At 63.6% G+C, this 19,437-nt stretch carries 7 protein-coding genes; 6 read left to right on the plus strand and 1 reads right to left on the minus strand.

The window, feature by feature from the left end:
* Window positions 1–66 precede the first annotated feature (66 nt).
* From AC5J09_RS26630 to AC5J09_RS26645, 4 genes are all read left to right on the plus strand, one after another.
* A complete protein-coding gene (locus AC5J09_RS26630; RefSeq protein ID WP_018098742.1) occupies window positions 67–972 on the plus strand; it encodes a LysR family transcriptional regulator in 906 nt (301 codons plus the stop codon).
* Window positions 973–1,392: 420 nt separating this feature from the next.
* A complete protein-coding gene (gene ndvB, locus AC5J09_RS26635; protein WP_494298965.1) occupies window positions 1,393–9,891 on the plus strand; it encodes a cyclic beta-(1,2)-glucan synthase in 8,499 nt (2,832 codons plus the stop codon).
* Window positions 9,892–10,178: 287 nt separating this feature from the next.
* The gene (locus AC5J09_RS26640; RefSeq protein ID WP_100672675.1) at window positions 10,179–11,336 is read left to right on the plus strand and encodes an OpgC family protein; all 1,158 of its coding nucleotides are present in this window, start codon (window positions 10,179–10,181) and stop codon (window positions 11,334–11,336) included.
* Between the two features lie 195 nt (window positions 11,337–11,531).
* Window positions 11,532–12,889, plus strand: a protein-coding gene (locus AC5J09_RS26645; protein WP_494298142.1) for an IS3 family transposase whose coding sequence is annotated in 2 segments (ribosomal slippage) — window positions 11,532–12,036 and window positions 12,036–12,889 — 1,359 coding nt in all. Because the reading frame shifts where the segments join, the coding sequence is not laid out codon by codon here.
* Window positions 12,890–12,969: 80 nt separating this feature from the next.
* On the opposite strand, the gene AC5J09_RS26650 is transcribed toward AC5J09_RS26645, so the two are convergent.
* On the minus strand, window positions 12,970–14,727 hold the full coding sequence (locus tag AC5J09_RS26650) for a glucan ABC transporter ATP-binding protein/ permease (RefSeq protein WP_018098745.1): 1,758 nt from the start codon (window positions 14,725–14,727) through the stop codon (window positions 12,970–12,972).
* A 378-nt stretch (window positions 14,728–15,105) separates the two neighbouring features.
* Between AC5J09_RS26650 and AC5J09_RS26655 the strand changes: the two genes are divergently transcribed.
* On the plus strand, window positions 15,106–15,846 hold the full coding sequence (locus AC5J09_RS26655) for a helix-turn-helix transcriptional regulator (protein ID WP_003535227.1): 741 nt from the start codon (window positions 15,106–15,108) through the stop codon (window positions 15,844–15,846).
* Between the two features lie 131 nt (window positions 15,847–15,977).
* A complete protein-coding gene (gene pyc, locus AC5J09_RS26660) occupies window positions 15,978–19,436 on the plus strand; it encodes a pyruvate carboxylase (RefSeq protein WP_100672676.1) in 3,459 nt (1,152 codons plus the stop codon).
* Window position 19,437: the final 1 nt, after the last annotated feature.

Consider the following 19,437-nt stretch of genomic DNA (forward strand, 5'->3'; position numbering starts at 1 on the left):
CTGATCATATCGGAAGGCTGTGAGCTTGGATCGCGCTGCTTCTGACTATGTTGATGCGAGGCTGGAATGAAGTTGAGCCGCCGACTGGTTCCCGACGTGACGACGCTGCAGGCCTTCGAATGCGCGGCGCGCCATGGCAGTTTCACCCAGGCCGCCGCGGAGCTCAATCTCACCCAGAGCGCCGTCAGCCGGCAGATCAAGGATCTCGAAAACCAGCTGGGCGTGCTGCTCTTCGAGCGGGTTCGCCAGCGGGTCATTCTTTCCGATGCGGGGCAGAAATTCCTGCCCGAGGTGCGCCGGCTTCTGAACCAGACCGAAGAGCTGATGGTGCGCGCCATGGCGTCGGCGCGGGCCGACTCGAGCCTCTCCATCGCATCGCTTCCGACCTTCGGCAGCCGCTGGCTGGTGCCGCGCCTGCCCGATTTCCTGAGGCGCCATCCGGGCACCGTCGTCAATATCGCCTCCCGTTCGGAGCCGTTCGACTTCGAAGAGCAGAACTTCGACCTCGCGATCCATTACGGCCAGCCCGTCTGGGCGCGCGCCATTTGCAACTATCTCTGCAGCGAAGTCATCGTGCCGGCCGCCAGCCCGACCCTCCTTTCGATGCATCCGGTGGAGGCGCCTGCGGACATCGGCGGCGGCCCGCTGCTGCATCTGGCGACGCGGCCCAAGCTCTGGGCGCAATGGTTCGAGGTAAACGGCGTCGAGCAGGACGGCGCCTATCGCGGCAACCGCTTCGATCAATTCTCGATGGTAATCGAGGCGGCGACTGCAGGTCTCGGTTTTGCCCTTTTGCCTCGCTATCTGATCGAGCAGGAACTTACCGCAGGCACCCTGCGGATCGTTCTCGATCGACCGATGCAGACGGAGAACAGCTATTATCTCGCCATTCCGGAAGGCAAGCTCGAAAATCCGATCAGTCGCGCTTTCCGGGAGTGGATCACCGAACAGGTCGGTGATCGGTCGCAGTAGCAAGTCCGGTTGAGGGCCTACGGATCTCAGCCTGCGGATAGGCTTACACCAGGAAGGGGCGGACTTTGACAGAGATATCCATCGAATGGAGGGAGCTCGCCGGCAAGCCCGGCCCCTCGCGCTACGGGTCTCCGGAGCCGGCTGCGGGCGATGCTCGCATTCCTTGCAAGCTGCTGACATCACGGCTAAAAAATGCCATCTTCATGCACCACGCGGCCGTGAAATCCAGCGCGCCGCCGGCTTTGCGTTCGGCGCCTGCCTTCACCGATACTCTCTTCCCGGGACAATGACGGCGAAGGAGGGCACATGACCGTGTCTAGAAACGCGCCGGCGCCGTCTGCATCCTCGGGGTCGCAGCCACACCGGCAGAACAACGACAACCGGGCCGATCAGTCCCGAGTGGAACCAGAATCCGTACCCATGCTCCAGAACACAACGCAGTCCAACTTACCGCGCGAACCGGAAGCGAAGCAGATCGACTACAACGATTCGATCCGCTCGACCTATTTCTCGATCGACGACCTGCGAGCATGCGGCGCGAGCCTCGCCGAACACGGCACTTCCGCTCTGCCGGGCTTCTTTCCGTTCGAATTTCGCGTCCGCCATCGGGAGAACGAGAAAGAAATCCTGCGCGTCTACCGGGCGACCGCGGCCGACGTGGAAGCCGGCGCCTCGATCACGCCTGCAGCCGAATGGCTGCTCGACAACCACCACGTCGTCGAAGAGGCGATCCAGGAGGTACGGCGCGACTTTCCACGCCGTTTCTACCGGCAACTGCCGACGCTATCGGTCTCCGGAACCGTCATCCCGCGCACGATGGCCCTTGCCTGGCTTTACGTTGCCCATACCCACAGTACCGTCACGCGGGAAAGCATCACCGCGATGGTGGAGGGCTTCCAGGAGCACGAGACCCTCAAGATCGGCGAATTGTGGGCGTTGCCGTCGATCCTGCGTTTCGTCCTCATCGAAAATCTGAGGCGCATCGCCATCCGCGTCGAGCGCTCGCGCGGCATGCGGCGGAAAGCGAACGAGGTCGCTGACCAGCTCATCCGGCTGAACGATCCGGAAGGCTGCCGGACGCTTCTGGTGGAGTCCGAGGCGCTTGCCGCCGACAACACTTTCATCGCACAGCTCCTTTACCGCATGCGTGACGGTTCCCAGAGTTCGGGTGCCGTGATCGCCTGGATCGAGGAGAGGCTGGAGAGGCGTGGCACCGACGTCGAGGAGGCGCTGGTAGCGGAGCAGAACCGCCTTTCGTCCGGCAACGCGACGATGAGCAATATCATCCGCAGCCTGCGCGAGATCGACGACACGGACTGGGCCGTCTGGTTCGAAAGCGTCAGCAAGATCGATGCGACGCTGCGCGAAGGATCCGACTATGCGGCGCTCGATTTCGGATCGCGCAACACGTATCGCGACACGATCGAGAAGCTTGCCCGCCGGTCCGGTCACAGCGAGCATGAAGTCACGAAGATCGCGATCGAGATGGTCGAGGAGGCAAAAGCCGCCGCGGCCGTCGAAGCGCCTCTGCAGGAGCCGAATGTCGGCTCCTTCCTCGTCGGCAAGCAGCGCCTGGCCCTCGAGAAGAGGATCGGCTATTCGCCCTCGATCTTCCAGCACCTCATCCGGTCGGTCCGCAAGCTCGACTGGTTCGCCATAGCCGGGCCGAACATTCTCTTGACGATCCTGGCGATGATCGTCGTCTATGCCTTCGTCAGCCCGATGGATATTCCGAGCGGCGCGAAGCTGATCATGCTCCTGCTCTTCGCGCTGCCTGCCTCCGAAGGCGCGATGGGCCTGTTCAACACGGTCTTCACGCTGTTTGCCAAACCCTCGCGGCTGGTCGGTTACGAGTTTCTCGACGGAATACCCGAGGATGGACGCACGCTGGTCGTGGTGCCTTGCCTGATTGCCAAGCGCGATCATGTAGACGAGCTCGTGCGCAACCTCGAGGTTCACTATCTCGCCAATCCGCGCGGCGAGATCTATTTCGCGCTCCTGAGCGATTGGGCCGACAGCAAGTCGGAGGAGGCGCCTGCCGACACGGATGTTCTCGAATATGCCAAGCGCGAGATCGCGTCTCTCTCGGCCCGCTATGCCTATGACGGCAAGACGCGCTTCTTCCTGCTGCACCGCCGCCGCCTCTACAACGAGGCCGAGGGCGTGTGGATGGGATGGGAGCGCAAGCGCGGCAAGCTGCACGAGTTGAATCTGCTGCTTCGCGGCGACCGCGATACCTCCTTCCTTCAGGGCGCCAACACGGTGCCGGAGGGCGTGCAATATGTGATGACGCTCGACTCCGACACGCGTCTCATGCGCGACGCGGTGACCAAGCTCGTCGGCAAGCTGTATCACCCGATCAACCGGCCGGTCGTCAATCCGAGGACACAGGAGGTCGTGACCGGCTACAGCCTCCTGCAGCCGCGCGTGACGCCGTCGCTCACCACCGGCAGCGAGGCCTCGGCCTTCCAGCGCATCTTCACCATCAATCGCGGCATCGACCCTTACGTCTTCACCGTGTCGGACGTCTATCAGGACATTGCCGGCGAAGGCAGCTTCACCGGCAAGGGCCTCTATCACGTCGACGCCTTCGAGGCTGCTCTCAAGAGCAGGATCGAAGAAAATGCGGTGCTCAGCCACGACCTTCTCGAAGGTTCCTATGCGCGTTGCGCGCTGGTGACCGACATCGAGCTCGTCGAGGATTTTCCGACCCGCTACGAGGTCGAGATGTCGCGTCAGCATCGTTGGGCGCGAGGCGACTGGCAGCTCCTGCCGTATATCTTCAATCCGAAGAACGGCCTTTCGATGCTCGGGCGCTGGAAGATGTACGACAACCTGCGCCGCTCGCTCATTCCCGTCGCCTGGCTCGCCGCTTCGGTCATGGGCTGGTACTACATGGAGCCGACCCCGGCGCTGATCTGGCAGCTCGTGCTGATTTTCAGCCTGTTCGTCGCGCCGACGCTGTCGCTGATCTCCGGGATCATGCCGCGGCGCAACGACATCGTCGCGCGTGCGCATCTCCACACCGTGCTGTCGGACATCCGCGCCGCCAACGCGCAGGTCGCGTTGCGCATCGTCTTCATCGCGCACAACGCGGCGATGATGGCGGATGCGATCGTGCGCTCGCTCTATCGCACCTTCGTCAGCCGCAAGCTGATGCTCGAATGGCGCACCGCCGCGCAGGTGCAGAGCGCCGGCCACGGTTCGATCGGCGACTACTTCCGCGCGATGTGGACGGCACCGGCGCTTGCACTGGTGTCGCTGGCGCTTGCCGCCATCTCCGATACGGGGCTGCCCTTCATCGGGCTGCCCTTTGCCCTTATCTGGGCCGCCTCGCCTGCGGTCGCCTGGTTCGTGAGCCAGTCCGCCGAGACCGAAGACCAGCTCGCCGTTTCCGAGGAGGCGATCGAGGAGATGCGCAAGATCGCCCGGCGGACATGGCGCTACTTCGAGGCGTTCGTCACCGCCGAGCAGAACTTCCTGCCGCCGGACAACTTCCAGGAAACGCCGCAGCCGGTACTCGCGGAGCGTACCTCGCCGACGAATATCGGCGTCTATCTCCTGTCGGTCATGTCGGCGCGCTCCTTCGGCTGGATCGGTTTCGAGGAGACGATCACGCGCCTCGAGCAGACGATCGCCACGATCGACCGCATGCCGAAATATCGCGGCCATCTCTTCAACTGGTATCGCACGCGCGGGCTCGAACCGATGGAGCCGCGTTATGTCTCCTCGGTCGACAGCGGCAACCTCGCCGGACACCTGATCGCGGTCTCCTCCATGTGCCGCGAATGGGCCGAAGCGCCATCCGCCCACGTCCAGGGCAATCTCGACGGCATCGGCGACGTCGCGGCGATCCTCAAGGAGGTGTTGAGCGAGCTTCCCGACGATCGCAAGACCGTACGGCCGCTGAGGCGCCTGATCGAGGAGCGCATCGCCGGCTTCCAGAATGCGCTTGCGGCGGTCAAGCGCGAGCGCGAGTTCGCCTCCATCCGGGTGATCAACCTCGCGGTGCTCGCACGCGACATGCACAAGCTGACGGTCAATCTCGACCATGAGGTGCGCACCGTCCCCAGCGGCGAAGTGGCGACATGGGCGGGCTCGCTGGTGGCCGCCTGCGAGGCACATATCGCCGACGGCGTCTTCGACCTCGGTGCCATCGAGGCTCTGCGCCAGCGTCTGCTGGTGCTCAAGGAGCGCGCACGCGACATCGCCTTCTCGATGGACTTCAGCTTCCTGTTCCGGCCGGAGCGGCGGCTGCTGTCGATCGGCTACCGGGTCAACGCCAACGAGCTCGACGAGGCCTGCTACGATCTGCTCGCCTCCGAGGCGCGGCTGACGAGCCTTTTCGCGATTGCCAAGGGGGATCTGCCGACCGAGCACTGGTACAAGCTCGGCCGTCCGATCGTGCCGATCGGCGCGCGCGGTGCGCTCGTCTCCTGGTCGGGTTCGATGTTCGAATATCTGATGCCGCCGCTGGTCATGCAGGAGCGGCAGGGCGGCATCCTCAACCAGACCAACAATCTGGTGGTCCAGGAGCAGATCAATCACGGCCGTCGGCTCGGGACGCCATGGGGCATTTCCGAGGCGGCGTTCAATGCGCGCGACCACGAGCTGACCTACCAGTATACGAACTTCGGCGTGCCGACGCTGGGTCTGAAGCGCGGCCTCGGGCAGAATGCCGTCATCGCACCTTACGCGTCCATTCTCGCCTGCATGTACGATCCGAAATCGGCGCTCGCCAACCTGGCGCGGCTCCGGGAGGTCGGCGCCCTTGGGGCCTACGGCTATCACGACGCCGTCGACTTCACGCCGACGCGCGTGCCGGAAGGGCAGAAATGCGCCGTCGTGCGCAACTATTATGCCCATCATCACGGCATGTCGGTCGCCGCGGTCGCAAATGTCGTCTTCAACGGGCAGCTGCGCGAGTGGTTCCATGCCGACCCCGTCATCGAGGCCGCCGAACTCCTCCTGCAGGAGAAGGCGCCGCGCGACATCCCGGTCATGGCCGCCAAGCGCGAGCCGGAAGCGCTGGGCAAGGGCCAGGCCGATCTCCTGCGCCCCGAAGTCCGCGTCGTCGAAGACCCGATCAACCAGGATCGCGAGACGGTTCTGCTGTCGAACGGTCACTACTCCGTCATGCTGACGGCGACAGGGGCGGGCTATGCCCGCTGGAACGGCCAGGCGGTCACGAGATGGACTCCGGACCCGGTCGAGGACAGGACGGGGACCTTCATCTTCCTTCGCGACACGGTGACGGGCGACTGGTGGTCGGCGACGGCCGAACCCCGGCGTGCGCCGGGCGAAAAGACCGTTACCCGCTTCGGCGACGACAAGGCCGAATACGTCAAGACCGTCGGCGATCTGACAAGCGAGGTGGAATGCATCGTCGCCACCGAGCACGATGCCGAAGGCCGTCGGGTTATCCTGCTCAACACGGGTACGGAAGACCGGTTCATCGAGGTGACGTCTTATGCCGAGCCCGTGCTTGCCATGGACGATGCCGACAGCTCGCACCCGACCTTCTCGAAGATGTTCATCCGCACCGAGATCAGCCGTCACGGAGACGTGATATGGGTCTCGCGCAACAAGCGCAGCCCCGGCGATCCGGACATCGAGGTCGCCCATCTCGTCACCGACAATGCCGGCAGCGAGCGCCACACGCAGGCGGAGACCGATCGCCGGCGCTTCCTCGGCCAGGGCCGCACGATTGCCGAGGCGGCCGCATTCGACCCGGGCGCCACGCTTTCCGGTACCGACGGCTTCACGCTCGATCCGATCGTGTCGCTCCGTCGCGTCGTACGCGTGCCGGCGGGCAAGAAGGTGAGCGTCATCTTCTGGACGATCGCCGCCCCGGACAGGGAAGGCGTCGATCGGGCGATCGACCGTTACCGGCATCCGGAAACCTTCAATCACGAGCTCATCCATGCCTGGACCCGCAGCCAGGTGCAGATGCGCCATGTCGGGATCACCTCGAAGGAGGCCGCGAGCTTCCAGATGCTCGGCCGCTATCTCGTCTATCCGGATATGCACCTTCGCGCCGACGCGGAGACCGTCAAGACCGGGCTTGCCTCGCAATCGGCGCTGTGGCCGCTGGCGATCTCCGGCGATTTCCCGATCTTCTGCCTCAGGATCAACGACGACGGCGATCTGGGCATCGCCCGCGAGGCCTTGCGGGCGCAGGAATATCTGAGAGCTCGCGGCATCACCGCCGATCTGGTGGTGGTCAACGAGCGCGCCTCCTCCTATGCGCAGGATCTGCAGCACACGCTCGACTCCATGTGCGAGAATTTGAGGCTTCGCGGCCTTTCGGACGGCCCGCGCCAGCACATCTTTGCGGTGCGCCGGGACCTGATGGAACCGGAAACCTGGTCGACGCTGATCTCGGCATCGCGGGCCGTCTTCCATGCCCGCAACGGCACGATCTCGGATCAGATAGCCCGCGCCACATCGCTCTACTCCAAACCTTCCGAAAAGAAGGAGGAGGGCGCCGAGATGCTGCTGCCGGTGATACGGGAGACCGACGAGCCGGTGGCGGTCGAACTCGACGGCGGCGACCTGGATTACTGGAACGGTTTCGGCGGCTTTGCCGAGGACGGCCGCGAATATGCCGTGCGGCTGCGCGGAGGCGAGGCGACGCCGCAACCCTGGATCAACGTCATCTCCAACGAGCAATTCGGCTTCCATATCTCCGCCGAAGGTGCGGCCTTCTCCTGGAGCCGCAATTCGCGCGACTATCAGTTGACGCCCTGGACCAACGACGCGGTCGTCAATCGTCCGGGCGAGGCGATCTTCGTGCGCGACATGGCAAGCGGCGCGGTGCTGACGCCCTATGCCGCACTGTCGCGACGCAAGTCCGCCCAGTTCGAGACCCGTCACGGCCTCGGCTATTCGCGCTTTCTCAGCACGCAGGACGAGCTCGAGATGGAGGCCATGCATACGGTCCACAGGAGCCTTCCGGCCAAGCTCGTCCGGCTGACGATCCGCAACCGCAGTTCGGCCGCGCGCAAGTTGCGCATCTACGGCTACGCGGAATGGGTGCTCGGCAACAATCGCAGCCGTACCGCGCCCTTCGTCCTCAGTGAGTGGGACGAAAGCGCGAAGACGCTCGTTGCCACCAATCCTTACAGCATCGACTATCCGGGCCGGTGCGCGTTCTTCGCCAGCGACGGCGATATCGCCGGCTATACGGCGAGCCGGCGGGAATTCCTTGGCCGGGCCGGAGGAATCCTCGCGCCGCAGGCAGTGATCGCCGGCGCCGAGCTCACCGGATCGACGGATGTGGACGGGGATGCCTGCGCGGCGCTCGCGACGGATCTGACCATCGAGGCGGGCGTGGAGCGACAGGTCACCTTCTTCCTCGGTGATGCGGACAATTCCGATCAGGTGCAGGCGGTGCTGGAGGAACTCAGGGCGGACAGTTTCGACGCTGCGCTCGAAGCGGCGAAGGCGTTCTGGGGTGATTTCACCGGAGTCGTGAAGGTGGAGACGCCCGATCGCGCCTTCAACCACATGATCAACCACTGGCTTCCCTATCAGGCGCTCGGCTGCCGGATCATGGCACGCTCGGCCTTCTACCAGGCAAGCGGTGCCTTCGGTTTCCGCGATCAGCTGCAGGATACGCTTGCCTTCCTCATCCATCGGCCGGCGCTTGCCCGTGCGCAGATCCTCAATGCCGCGGCGCGGCAGTTCGTCGAAGGCGACGTGCAGCATTGGTGGCTGCCCGGCACGGACGCGGGCGTCCGCACGATGATCTCGGACGACGTGGTCTGGCTCGCTCACGCGGTTGCGCATTATTGCGCCGTCACCGGCGAGGAAGACATCCTCAAGGAGAAAGTTCCTTTCATCACCGGGCCGGCTCTGGAAGAAGGCCAGCACGACAGCTTCTACAAGCCGGATGTGGCCGACGAGGTGGGCGACGTCTACGAGCATTGCGCCCGTGCGGTCGATCTCGCCATCCGCCGGACCGGCGCGAACGGTCTGCCGCTCATTCTCGGCGGCGACTGGAACGACGGCATGAACCGTGTCGGGGAGGGCGGGAAGGGCACGAGCGTCTGGCTCGGCTGGTTCCTGGCAGGCACCCTGCGCGCGTTCCTGCCCTATGCCCGTGCCCGGAAGGACAAGCCGCGCCTGGCCCTATGGGAGCGGCATCTCGAAGCACTGAAGGATGCGCTCGAACAGGCAGGCTGGGACGGCGATTACTATCGCCGCGGCTATTACGACGACGGCACGCCGCTCGGATCGGCGGAGAACGGCGAGTGCCGCATCGATTCGATCGCGCAATCCTGGAGCACGCTTTCGGGAGAGGGCGACAAGGAGCGCTCTCTGCGCGCAATGGACGCGGTGATGGCGGAGCTCGTAGATCCCGAAAAGCGCATCGTCCGGCTGTTCACGCCGCCGCTCGAGACGACGAAGCAGGACCCGGGCTACATCAAGGCCTATCCCCCGGGCGTGCGGGAGAATGGCGGTCAGTATACCCACGCGGCCACCTGGGTGGTGCTGGCATTCGCCGCTCAGGAGCGGGCGGAAGAGGCCTGGCGCACCTTCCGCATGCTCAACCCCGTGTCGCATGCTCTCAGCCAGGAGGACGCCGAACATTATCGTGTCGAGCCCTATGTGGTTGCTGCCGATATCTATGGAGAAGGCGCGCTTGCCGGCCGCGGCGGCTGGACCTGGTACACGGGCTCCGCCGGCTGGCTCTACCGCGCCGGTGTCGAGGGGATTCTCGGCATCCGCAAGCGGGGTGACAAGCTCTTGATCCGGCCCGTCCTACCCTCCGAATGGCCGGGCTTTTCGGCCGAAGTGCGCGTGAACGGCGCCACGCACCGGATTTCCGTCAGCCGCGATCCAAAAAGTGGCGAACCGGTCGTTAGCGTAAATAATAGTGTCACAGAAAACGCGCATGAAGGGGTTTTGCTGTAGCTGCCGGCTTGAAGCACGAGCTGAACCGGCTTTGTTTTCCTGGATCACGATGGCTTGGATCGAACGACCCAAAGCAATCGTGATCCGATCCAACAAGTCGAGCGGAATGCAGGGCGTAAAACGGTACACACATTTCCTCGTCCCGCTCGGAGGCAAGGCCGGCTTTTCTTTGCCGTGTCAGGTTCGCCATTCATTCATGGCGTCGGCGCCGCCCGCATCGGGGCGGCACGGCGGCGCCGGTTTCAACAGGGGTGGGGCGGGGCGCCAAATCCCGGATATCAACGCGCATGCTGCAGAAGACCTTTGAGGGCGGCACCGATCAGAGAGGGGTCGCCCCTCCGGTGCCGACCGGGCGCGACACACGCCTCGACGTTTTTCGGGCACTTTGCCTGCTGACCATCTTCGTCAACCATGTACCGGGCCAGTATCTCGAATATCTGACCCACAAGAACTTCGGCTTTTCCGATTCGGCGGAGGCCTTCGTGCTGATTTCCGGCCTGTCGGTGGGGGCGGCCTATTCCGGCAAGTTCCTGGCCGGCGGCCGGCTCGCCCTCACGCTGAAGATATGGCGGCGCGCCCTGGCGCTCTATGTCGCGCACATCATGACGAGCGTGGTGACGCTTGCGATCTTCGCCGGCGGCGCCCTCTATTTCGGCCGTCAGGAGTTGATCGGCGAGATCAACATCCGGCCGATCGTCGAGCAGACGGAGCAAGGGATCGTCGCCATGGTGCTGCTCGGGCACCAGCTCGGCTACAACAACATTCTGTCGATGTATGCGGTGCTGTTCCTGCTGCTGCCCGGGTTTCTGTGGCTGAATGCCGTGCGCCCCCGATTGCTGTTCGCGTTTTCCGCGACGCTCTGGCTCGCTGCCGGCTGCTTCAAAATGGTGCCCTATAACTTTCTCGACGACGGCTACTGGTTCCTCAATCCCTGGTCCTGGCAGTTCCTGTTCGTGATCGGCATTCTGTGCATGAGCCATGTGCGGCGGGGCGGGAGTCTCCCGCGGAGCCCCTGGCTTCTCGGCCTTTCCGTCGCCTATCTCGCGATTTCCGCCTTCTGGGTGCTGTTTTCCTGGTGGAACATCGATCTCTCCTTCGGCCTGCCTGCGGTGCTGACGGGCTTCGACAAGACCTTCCTGTCGCTGACGCGGCTGCTGCATGTGCTGGCGCTTGCCTATATTCTCGCAACCGTCCCCGTCTTCAGCCGGCTGACGCGGGTCGGAAGCAACCACCCCCTGGTGATGATCGGGCGCCATTCGCTTGCCGTCTTCATTTTCGGGACGATCCTCGCAATGGCGGGCCAGGTGCTGCTACTCGTCACCGACCGGGACCGGATCATCGGCACGATCTTCGTCATCGGCGGCATCGGCCTGCACTTCGCCTATGCCTATTACCTCGAATGGCTGAAGGAGGTCTCCGTGGCGCCGCCGCTGAAGGCGGCGTGAGGGACTTATCCGCACGGCGGGAGGAGAGTCGCCCCCTCCCGGCGCGGCGGCGGTCATCACAGACCGCACAACCGTTCGATGATTTGCCCTGGCGCTCATGACGCTCGCGGATGTCGCGACCTTCCCGATCACATAGAAATGCCCCGGAATTGAACTGACCCCCGAAAGTTGGACATCCACTTTCGGGGGTTTTGCATGTCCAAGTACAGCGAGTGTCTGAAGCGAGCGATTGTCGAGCGATGCCTGAACGGCGAGGAGAGTTATAGCAGCGCTGGCCGGCCTTATGGCATTGATCATTCGACGGTCCGCAAATGGGTGGCGAGCTACGAGGCACATGGAGCTGCGGGGCTTGCCAAGAAGTTCGGCCGCTATGATGCAGCGTTCAAGCTATCGGTTCTCGAACGGATGTGGGAGGATGGGCTTTCCTACCGCCAGACGGCGGCGTTGTTCAACATCCGCAATGCGGGTTGCCTTCCGGATTGGGAGCGGCGCTACGAGACTGGCGGGCTTGATGCCCTGGCCCCGCGCCGCAGAGGAAGGCCCCGATCGATGCCCGAGCCGCCGGTGCGCAAGCAGCCGCAAGCGCCGCAGAACGATGAGACGAAGAGCCGCGAAGAGTTGCTGGCGGAACTGAACCATCTGCGCATGGAGAACGCCTATCTAAAAAAACTGGAGGCCTTAACGCGGGACCAGGCGGCGCCGAGAAAGCGCAAGTCGTCCAGGCGTTAAGGCCGTTTTATCCGCTTGCCGCGCTGCTGAAGCTGGCGGGGCTCTCGCGCAGTACGTTCTATTATCGACTGAAGCTGGCGTCGCTTGCCGACAGGCATGCCGTGCTCAGGGAGCGGATCAAGGCGATCTTCGCCCTGCACAAGGGCCGCTACGGCTACCGTCGGGTGACGGCGGCGATCCGCCAGCCCGGGCAGAAGATCAATCACAAGACGGTCCAGCGCCTGATGGTCGAGATGGGATTGAAATCGCTGGTGCGGCCGAAGAAGTACCGCTCCTACAGGGGCGACGCCGGGCGGGTGGCGCCCGACCTCCTCAAACGCCAGTTCCAGGCCGAGGGGCCGAATCAGAAATGGGTGACGGACATCACCGAGTTCAATGTGGCCGGCGAGAAGCTCTATCTCTCACCGGTCATGGACCTGTTCAACGGTGAGATCATCGCTTATGAAACCGCCAGACGTCCGGTCTTCAAGCTGGTCGAGGGCATGCTCAACAAGGCAATGGAGAGGCTCAAGGGCAAAGACAGACCGATCCTGCATTCCGATCAGGGATGGCACTATCAGATGCCGGCCTATCGGCGCCGGCTGCAGGCGCGCGGCATCGCCCAGAGCATGTCGCGCAAAGGCAACTGTCTCGACAACGCCGCCATGGAGAGCTTCTTTGCCGTGCTCAAATCCGAGTTCTTCCACCCCAACCGGTTCAACAGCATCCAGAGCCTGAAGGACGGCATCGCCGACTACATCACCTATTACAATCATCAGCGCATCAAGCTGAAACTGAAAGGACTGAGCCCTGTGCAATACAGAACCCAGTCCCTCGTAACGTAGCCCAGCAACCGTCCAACCTTTTGGGGTCAGTTCAAATCCGGGGCATTTCGTTGTAGATCATCCGGTGACCGGTGAGGCGATCACGCCGCCGTAAGGCTCTTGCGGACATCCTCGTCCGTGAGGATACCGCTGGCGCGAAGCAGTGCCGCGAAGCGGCCGTTGCTCTGGCTGAGTTCATGGAAGCCGCCCATTTCCACGATCCGGCCCTGATCCATGAAGATGACGAGATCGGCTTCCCGCACCGTCGACAGGCGGTGGGCGATGATGAAGGTCGTCCGGTCCTTGCGCAAGGCGTCGATGGCATCCTTGACGCGGGCCTCGGTCTCGACGTCGAGCGCGCTGGTCGCCTCGTCGAGCACCAGGATCGGCGCGTTCTTCAGGATCGCGCGGGCAATCGCGACGCGCTGGCGTTCGCCGCCCGACAGCCGGTTGCCGCGTTCGCCGACGACCGTGTCGTAGCCGTTGAGACGGTCCTCGATGAAGTCGCTCGCGGCGGCGGCCTCGGCGGCTGCCATCACCTCGTCCAAAGAGGCGTCGTCACGGCCGAGGCGGATATTTTCGCCGATCGAGCGGTTCATGAGGCCGGCATCCTGGAAGACCGTGGCGATCGACCGGCGCAGCGATTTGCGGGTGACGGTCGCGATGTCCACGCCATCGATGAGGATCTGGCCGTGCTTCGGCTCATGGACCCGCTGCAGGAGGTTGACGAGCGTGGTCTTCCCGGCACCGGTCGGGCCGACGATGGCGATCGTCTGGCCGGCCTTGGCCTTGAACGAGACGTTGCGCACGCCTTGGGCGGAGTTTGCGAAGTCGAAGGAAATGTCCTTGAATTCGACCTCGCCGACGACACCCTTCAGTTCCCCGGCATCGGACGGCTCCTCGCGGTCCTGCACGGAGTCCTCGAGCTGGAAGAAATCTTCAAGTTTGGCGCGCGCTTCGAAGATCTGGGTGGCGAAGGCCTTCATCTGGTCGAGGCGGCCGATCAGCAGATTGGCGAAGCCGATGAAAGCGATCACCTCGCCGACACCGAGCTCGCCGCGCTGCACCAGAACGGTGCCGATGACGAGGATCGCCATCATCGAGATGGTCGAGGCAATACGGTTGAGGCCGCTCGCCAAAGCCCACCAGTCGAGCACCGGATACTGGGCCGACAGCAGGCGCTGCGTGAACTTCTTCAGCTCGCGCGTTTCAGCTTCGATGCGGTTGTAGCTGTGAACCACCGAAACGTTGCTGATCGAGTCGGACACGTGCGAGAAGACCGTGTGGTAATGGCCCTCGACGGCAGCCTGACCCTCCTTCGTGCGGCTCATCACGACCTTGCTGATCATCACATAGGCAGCACCGAGCACGACGAGGATGAGCGACAGACGGACGTCCATGGCAAAGGCGGTCGGAATGAGAAGCACGAGCGCCACTGCCGTTGCCAGATGCTGCCGCATGAATTCGAGCCAGAGGCCGAAGAGCGTCTCGCAGGCCCGCAGCAGCGTGTGCAGCGCGTTCGAAGTGCCGCGCTGGCTGTGCCAGGAGAGAGGCATCGAGACGATCCGGCCGAAGGCTTCGGTCAGGAGCGAAGCGCGGCGACCGTGGGCGAGACGGTCCGCCTCGCGGGAGACGAGCACGAAGGCGATCGTATTGAAGACGCCGAAGCCCGCCCACAGGAGCAGCATCGGCGCGACGTCCTTCTGTGAGGAGATCGCGTCGATGATTCGGCCGAACAGAATCGGCTCCGCAATGGTGATGGCAGCCAGGACGATATTGGCTATGACGATCGCCCCGACGCGAAACTTGTGGACAGCAAGATACTGAAGCGCTCTTGCATACACCTGAAACAAGGACACTGTCTCACCCCTTTCGGGTATCGGAATTGGCGCCGCAACGGCACGATGCGGCGATGCGTTGCGTCTTGAACCGACGGCAAGAGGATTTTCATCCACCTTGCGTGCCGGCAAAGCCGCGGGTGACGGCCTTTGCGTTCTTCCCAAAAAACGCGGTAGACGGGGCGGATCAGCGAGAAGGATCATCCGATACCATGGGAGGGTTGGCGGGATGATCCATCGTTAGCTATCTTGATGCCTCGACTCCGAGTTTTTGCAGGTTTCCTGCAAGACCGGGCGTGATATGAAGAATTATCGCGGTTGCAACATGAATGGCTTCTGAACGGCGTATTCATATGGCCTGGCGGGTTGCGCGGCGCGTTTTTGATTCGAGGATGCTCTATGAATATTACGTTGCTCGTACAGTTTCTGGCGCTACTGGAAGAGATGAAGACGCGCGAGGAGATCCTGCCTGAGTTCGAGCGGCTGCTCGACCGGTGCGGTTTCGACTTCTACGGCATCGTGCGTCAGCCGAAACCGCACGAGAATCCGCTGAGACTTCTTCTGGCCGGACGCTGGCCGGAGGGCTGGCCGCAGATCTACATCCGCAAGAAATACGTCGTCATTGATCCGACTATCCGCTTCCTCGGGCATGCCCAGCGCGGCTTCCGCTGGCGCGACACGCTCGTGGCCTTCCGCTCGGACCCGCACCGCAAGCGCATGGAAAGCATGATGGTCGAGGCCCGCAATCACGGCCTCTTCGACGGCTATATCTTTCCGGTGCACGGCCGGCGCGGGCTCATGGGCAACCTGACCGTGGGCGGCCGGGTGGTCGACCTGAGCCCGGTGGAGTTGAGCCTTTTCGACGCCATCGCCAAGCGGCTGTTCTGGAAGCTGCTCGAACTCACCGATCCGGAGATCATGGCGGAACTCGTCTCGCGCGTCGAAGTCCAGATGACGCGGCGCGAAATGGAGGCGCTCCACTATCTCGCCGACGGCATGACATCGAACGACATCGGCAAGGTCCTCGACATTTCCAGCCACACGGTCGACTGGTACATGAACGGCATCCAGGAAAAGTTGAAGGCGAAGAACCGGCATCACGTCGTGGCGATCGCCTTCCGCCTGGGACTGATCTCCTGACGACCCGCGCTCCTGACCGAATGGGTCAGCATTCGTGTCGCATCTGAAATTGCGCTTCATTCCTTGACTCGCTAATAGTTCTTTTCGCGGGTGCAGCATTCCCGCGTGTCCAAGTCTATGAGGAGTCCGACTTGTCCATTTCCAAGATCCTTGTTGCCAACCGTTCCGAAATCGCCATCCGCGTCTTCCGCGCGGCCAATGAGCTGGGGCTTAAAACGGTCGCGATATGGGCTGAGGAGGATAAGCTGGCGCTGCACCGCTTCAAGGCGGACGAGAGTTATCAGGTCGGGCGCGGACCGCACCTTCCCCGCGACCTCGGCCCGATCGAGAGCTACCTGTCGATCGACGAGGTGATCCGCGTCGCCAAGCTGTCCGGCGCCGACGCCATACACCCGGGCTATGGCCTGCTCTCCGAAAGCCCGGAATTCGCCGAAGCCTGCGCTCAGAACGGCATCACCTTCATCGGCCCCAAGCCGGAGACGATGCGCCAGCTCGGTAACAAGGTCGCGGCCCGCAACCTGGCGATCTCGATCGGCGTGCCGGTCGTACCGGCGACCGAGCCTCTGCCGGACGATCCGGAAGAGATCAAGCGACTGGCCGAGGAGATCGGCTATCCGGTCATGCTCAAGGCGTCCTGGGGCGGCGGCGGCCGCGGCATGCGGGCGATCCGCGACCCCAAGGACCTGATCCGCGAGGTGACCGAGGCCAAGCGCGAGGCCAAGGCCGCCTTCGGCAAGGACGAGGTCTATCTCGAAAAGCTGGTCGAGCGCGCCCGTCACGTCGAAAGCCAGGTCCTCGGCGACACGCACGGCAACGTCGTCCACCTTTTCGAGCGCGACTGCTCGATCCAGCGTCGCAACCAGAAGGTCGTGGAGCGGGCGCCGGCGCCCTATCTCGATGATGCGCAGCGCCAGGAACTCGCGGATTATTCGCTGAAGATCGCCCGGGCGACCAACTATATCGGCGCCGGCACCGTCGAGTATCTGATGGATTCCGACACCGGCAAGTTCTACTTCATCGAGGTCAATCCGCGCATCCAGGTCGAGCATACGGTCACCGAGGTCGTAACCGGCATCGATATCGTCAAGGCGCAGATCCACATCCTCGACGGCTTCGCCATCGGCGCGCCGGAATCGGGCGTGCCGCGCCAGGAGGACATCCGCCTCAACGGCCATGCGCTGCAGTGCCGCATCACCACGGAAGACCCGGAGCAGAATTTCATTCCGGATTATGGCCGCATCACCGCCTATCGCGGCGCCACCGGCTTCGGCATCCGCCTCGACGGCGGCACTGCCTATTCCGGGGCGGTGATCACCCGTTACTACGATCCGCTGCTCGAGAAGGTCACCGCCTGGGCGCCGAATCCGGGCGAAGCGATCCAGCGGATGATCCGTGCGCTGAGAGAATTCCGCATCCGCGGCGTGGCGACCAACCTCACCTTCCTCGAGGCTATCATCAGCCACCCGAAGTTCCAGGACAACAGCTATACGACGCGCTTCATCGACACGACGCCGGAATTGTTCCAGCAGGTCAAGCGCCAGGACCGCGCCACCAAGCTTCTCACCTATCTCGCCGACGTCACCGTCAACGGCCATCCGGAAGTCAAGGGCCGGCCGAAGCCCTCCGACGATATCGCCGCGCCGGTCGTGCCGTTCATCGGCGGCGAGGTGAAGCCCGGTACGAAGCAGCGCCTCGATCAGCTCGGTCCGAAGAAATTCGCCGAATGGGTGAAGGCGCAGCCGGAGGTGCTGATCACCGACACGACGATGCGTGACGGCCACCAGTCGCTGCTCGCCACCCGCATGCGCACCTACGATATCGCCCGCATCGCCGGCACCTATGCGCGGGCGCTGCCGAGCCTCTTCTCGCTCGAATGCTGGGGCGGCGCGACCTTCGACGTCTCCATGCGCTTCCTGACAGAGGACCCGTGGGAGCGGCTGGCGATGGTGCGCGAGGGTGCGCCGAACCTGCTCCTGCAGATGCTTCTGCGCGGCGCCAACGGCGTCGGCTACAAGAACTATCCGGACAATGTCGTCAAATATTTCGTCCGCCAGGCCGCGAAAGGCGGCATCGACGTCTTCCGCGTCTTCGACTGCCTGAACTGGGTCGAGAACATGCGCGTCGCGATGGATGCGGTGGCCGAGGAGGACAGGATCTGCGAGGCGGCGATCTGCTATACCGGCGACATCCTCAATTCCGCCCGGCCGAAATACGACCTGAAATACTACACGGCGCTCGCCGCCGAACTGGAAAAGGCCGGCGCCCATATCATCGCCGTCAAGGACATGGCCGGGCTATTGAAGCCGGCCGCCGCCCGGGTGCTGTTCAAGGCGCTGAAGGAAGCGACCGATCTGCCGATCCATTTCCACACCCACGACACTTCGGGCATTGCGGCGGCCACCGTGCTCGCGGCGGTCGAATCCGGCGTCGACATCGTCGATGCGGCGATGGACGCGCTCTCCGGCAACACCTCGCAGCCCTGCCTCGGCTCGATCGTCGAGGCGCTGTCCGGCTCGGAGCGCGACCCGGGCCTCGATCCGGAATGGATCCGCCGCATCTCCTTCTACTGGGAGGCGGTACGCCATCAATATGCGGCCTTCGAAAGCGACCTCAAGGGACCGGCTTCGGAAGTCTATCTGCACGAGATGCCGGGCGGCCAGTTCACCAATCTGAAGGAACAGGCCCGCTCGCTCGGCCTCGAGACCCGCTGGCACGAGGTGGCGCAGGCCTATGCCGACGCCAACCGGATGTTCGGCGATATCGTCAAGGTGACGCCGTCTTCCAAGGTCGTCGGCGACATGGCGCTGATGATGGTCTCCCAGGATCTGACGGTCGCCGATGTCGAGAATCCGGGCAAGGACATCGCCTTCCCGGAATCGGTCGTCTCCATGCTCAAGGGCGATCTCGGCCAACCGCCGGGCGGCTGGCCGGAGGCGCTGCAGAAGAAGGCGCTCAAGGGCGAAGAGCCCTATGACGCGCGTCCGGGCTCGCTGCTCGAAGACGCGGATCTCGACGCCGAGCGCAAGGGCATCGAGGAGAAGCTCGGCCGTGAGGTGACCGATTTCGAGTTCGCCTCCTACCTCATGTATCCGAAGGTCTTCACCGATTATGCGGTAGCCTGCGAAACCTACGGCCCGGTCAGCGTGCTGCCGACGCCCGCCTATTTCTACGGCATGGCGCCGGGTGAGGAACTCTTCGCCGACATCGAAAAGGGCAAGACGCTCGTCATCCTCAACCAGGCGCAGGGCGAGATCGACGAGAAGGGCATGGTCAAGATGTTCTTCGAAATGAACGGTCAGCCGCGGTCCATCAAGGTACCCGACCGCAATCGCGGCGCCTCGGCCGCCGTCCGCCGCAAGGCGGAAGCCGGCAACGCCGCCCATCTCGGCGCGCCGATGCCGGGCGTGATCTCGACCGTCGCGGTGGTCTCCGGCCAATCGGTCAAGGCCGGCGACGTGCTGCTCTCGATCGAGGCGATGAAGATGGAGACGGCGCTTCATGCCGAGAAGGACGGAGTGATTTCCGAGGTGCTGGTAAGGGCCGGCGATCAGATCGATGCGAAAGATCTGCTGGTCGTGTTCGGGGGTTAAG

The sequence above is a fragment of the Sinorhizobium sp. genome, from assembly GCF_059070375.1.

Excerpts from the sequence above, each read along its gene's own strand:
- AC5J09_RS26655 (WP_003535227.1), top strand. The coding sequence starts at position 15,106 with ATGAATATTACGTTGCTCGTACAGTTTCTGGCGCTACTGGAAGAGATG.
- AC5J09_RS26630 (WP_018098742.1), top strand. The coding sequence starts at position 67 with ATGAAGTTGAGCCGCCGACTGGTTCCCGACGTGACGACGCTGCAGGCC.
- AC5J09_RS26640 (WP_100672675.1), top strand. The coding sequence starts at position 10,179 with ATGCTGCAGAAGACCTTTGAGGGCGGCACCGATCAGAGAGGGGTCGCC.
- ndvB (WP_494298965.1), top strand. The coding sequence starts at position 1,393 with ATGCTCCAGAACACAACGCAGTCCAACTTACCGCGCGAACCGGAAGCG.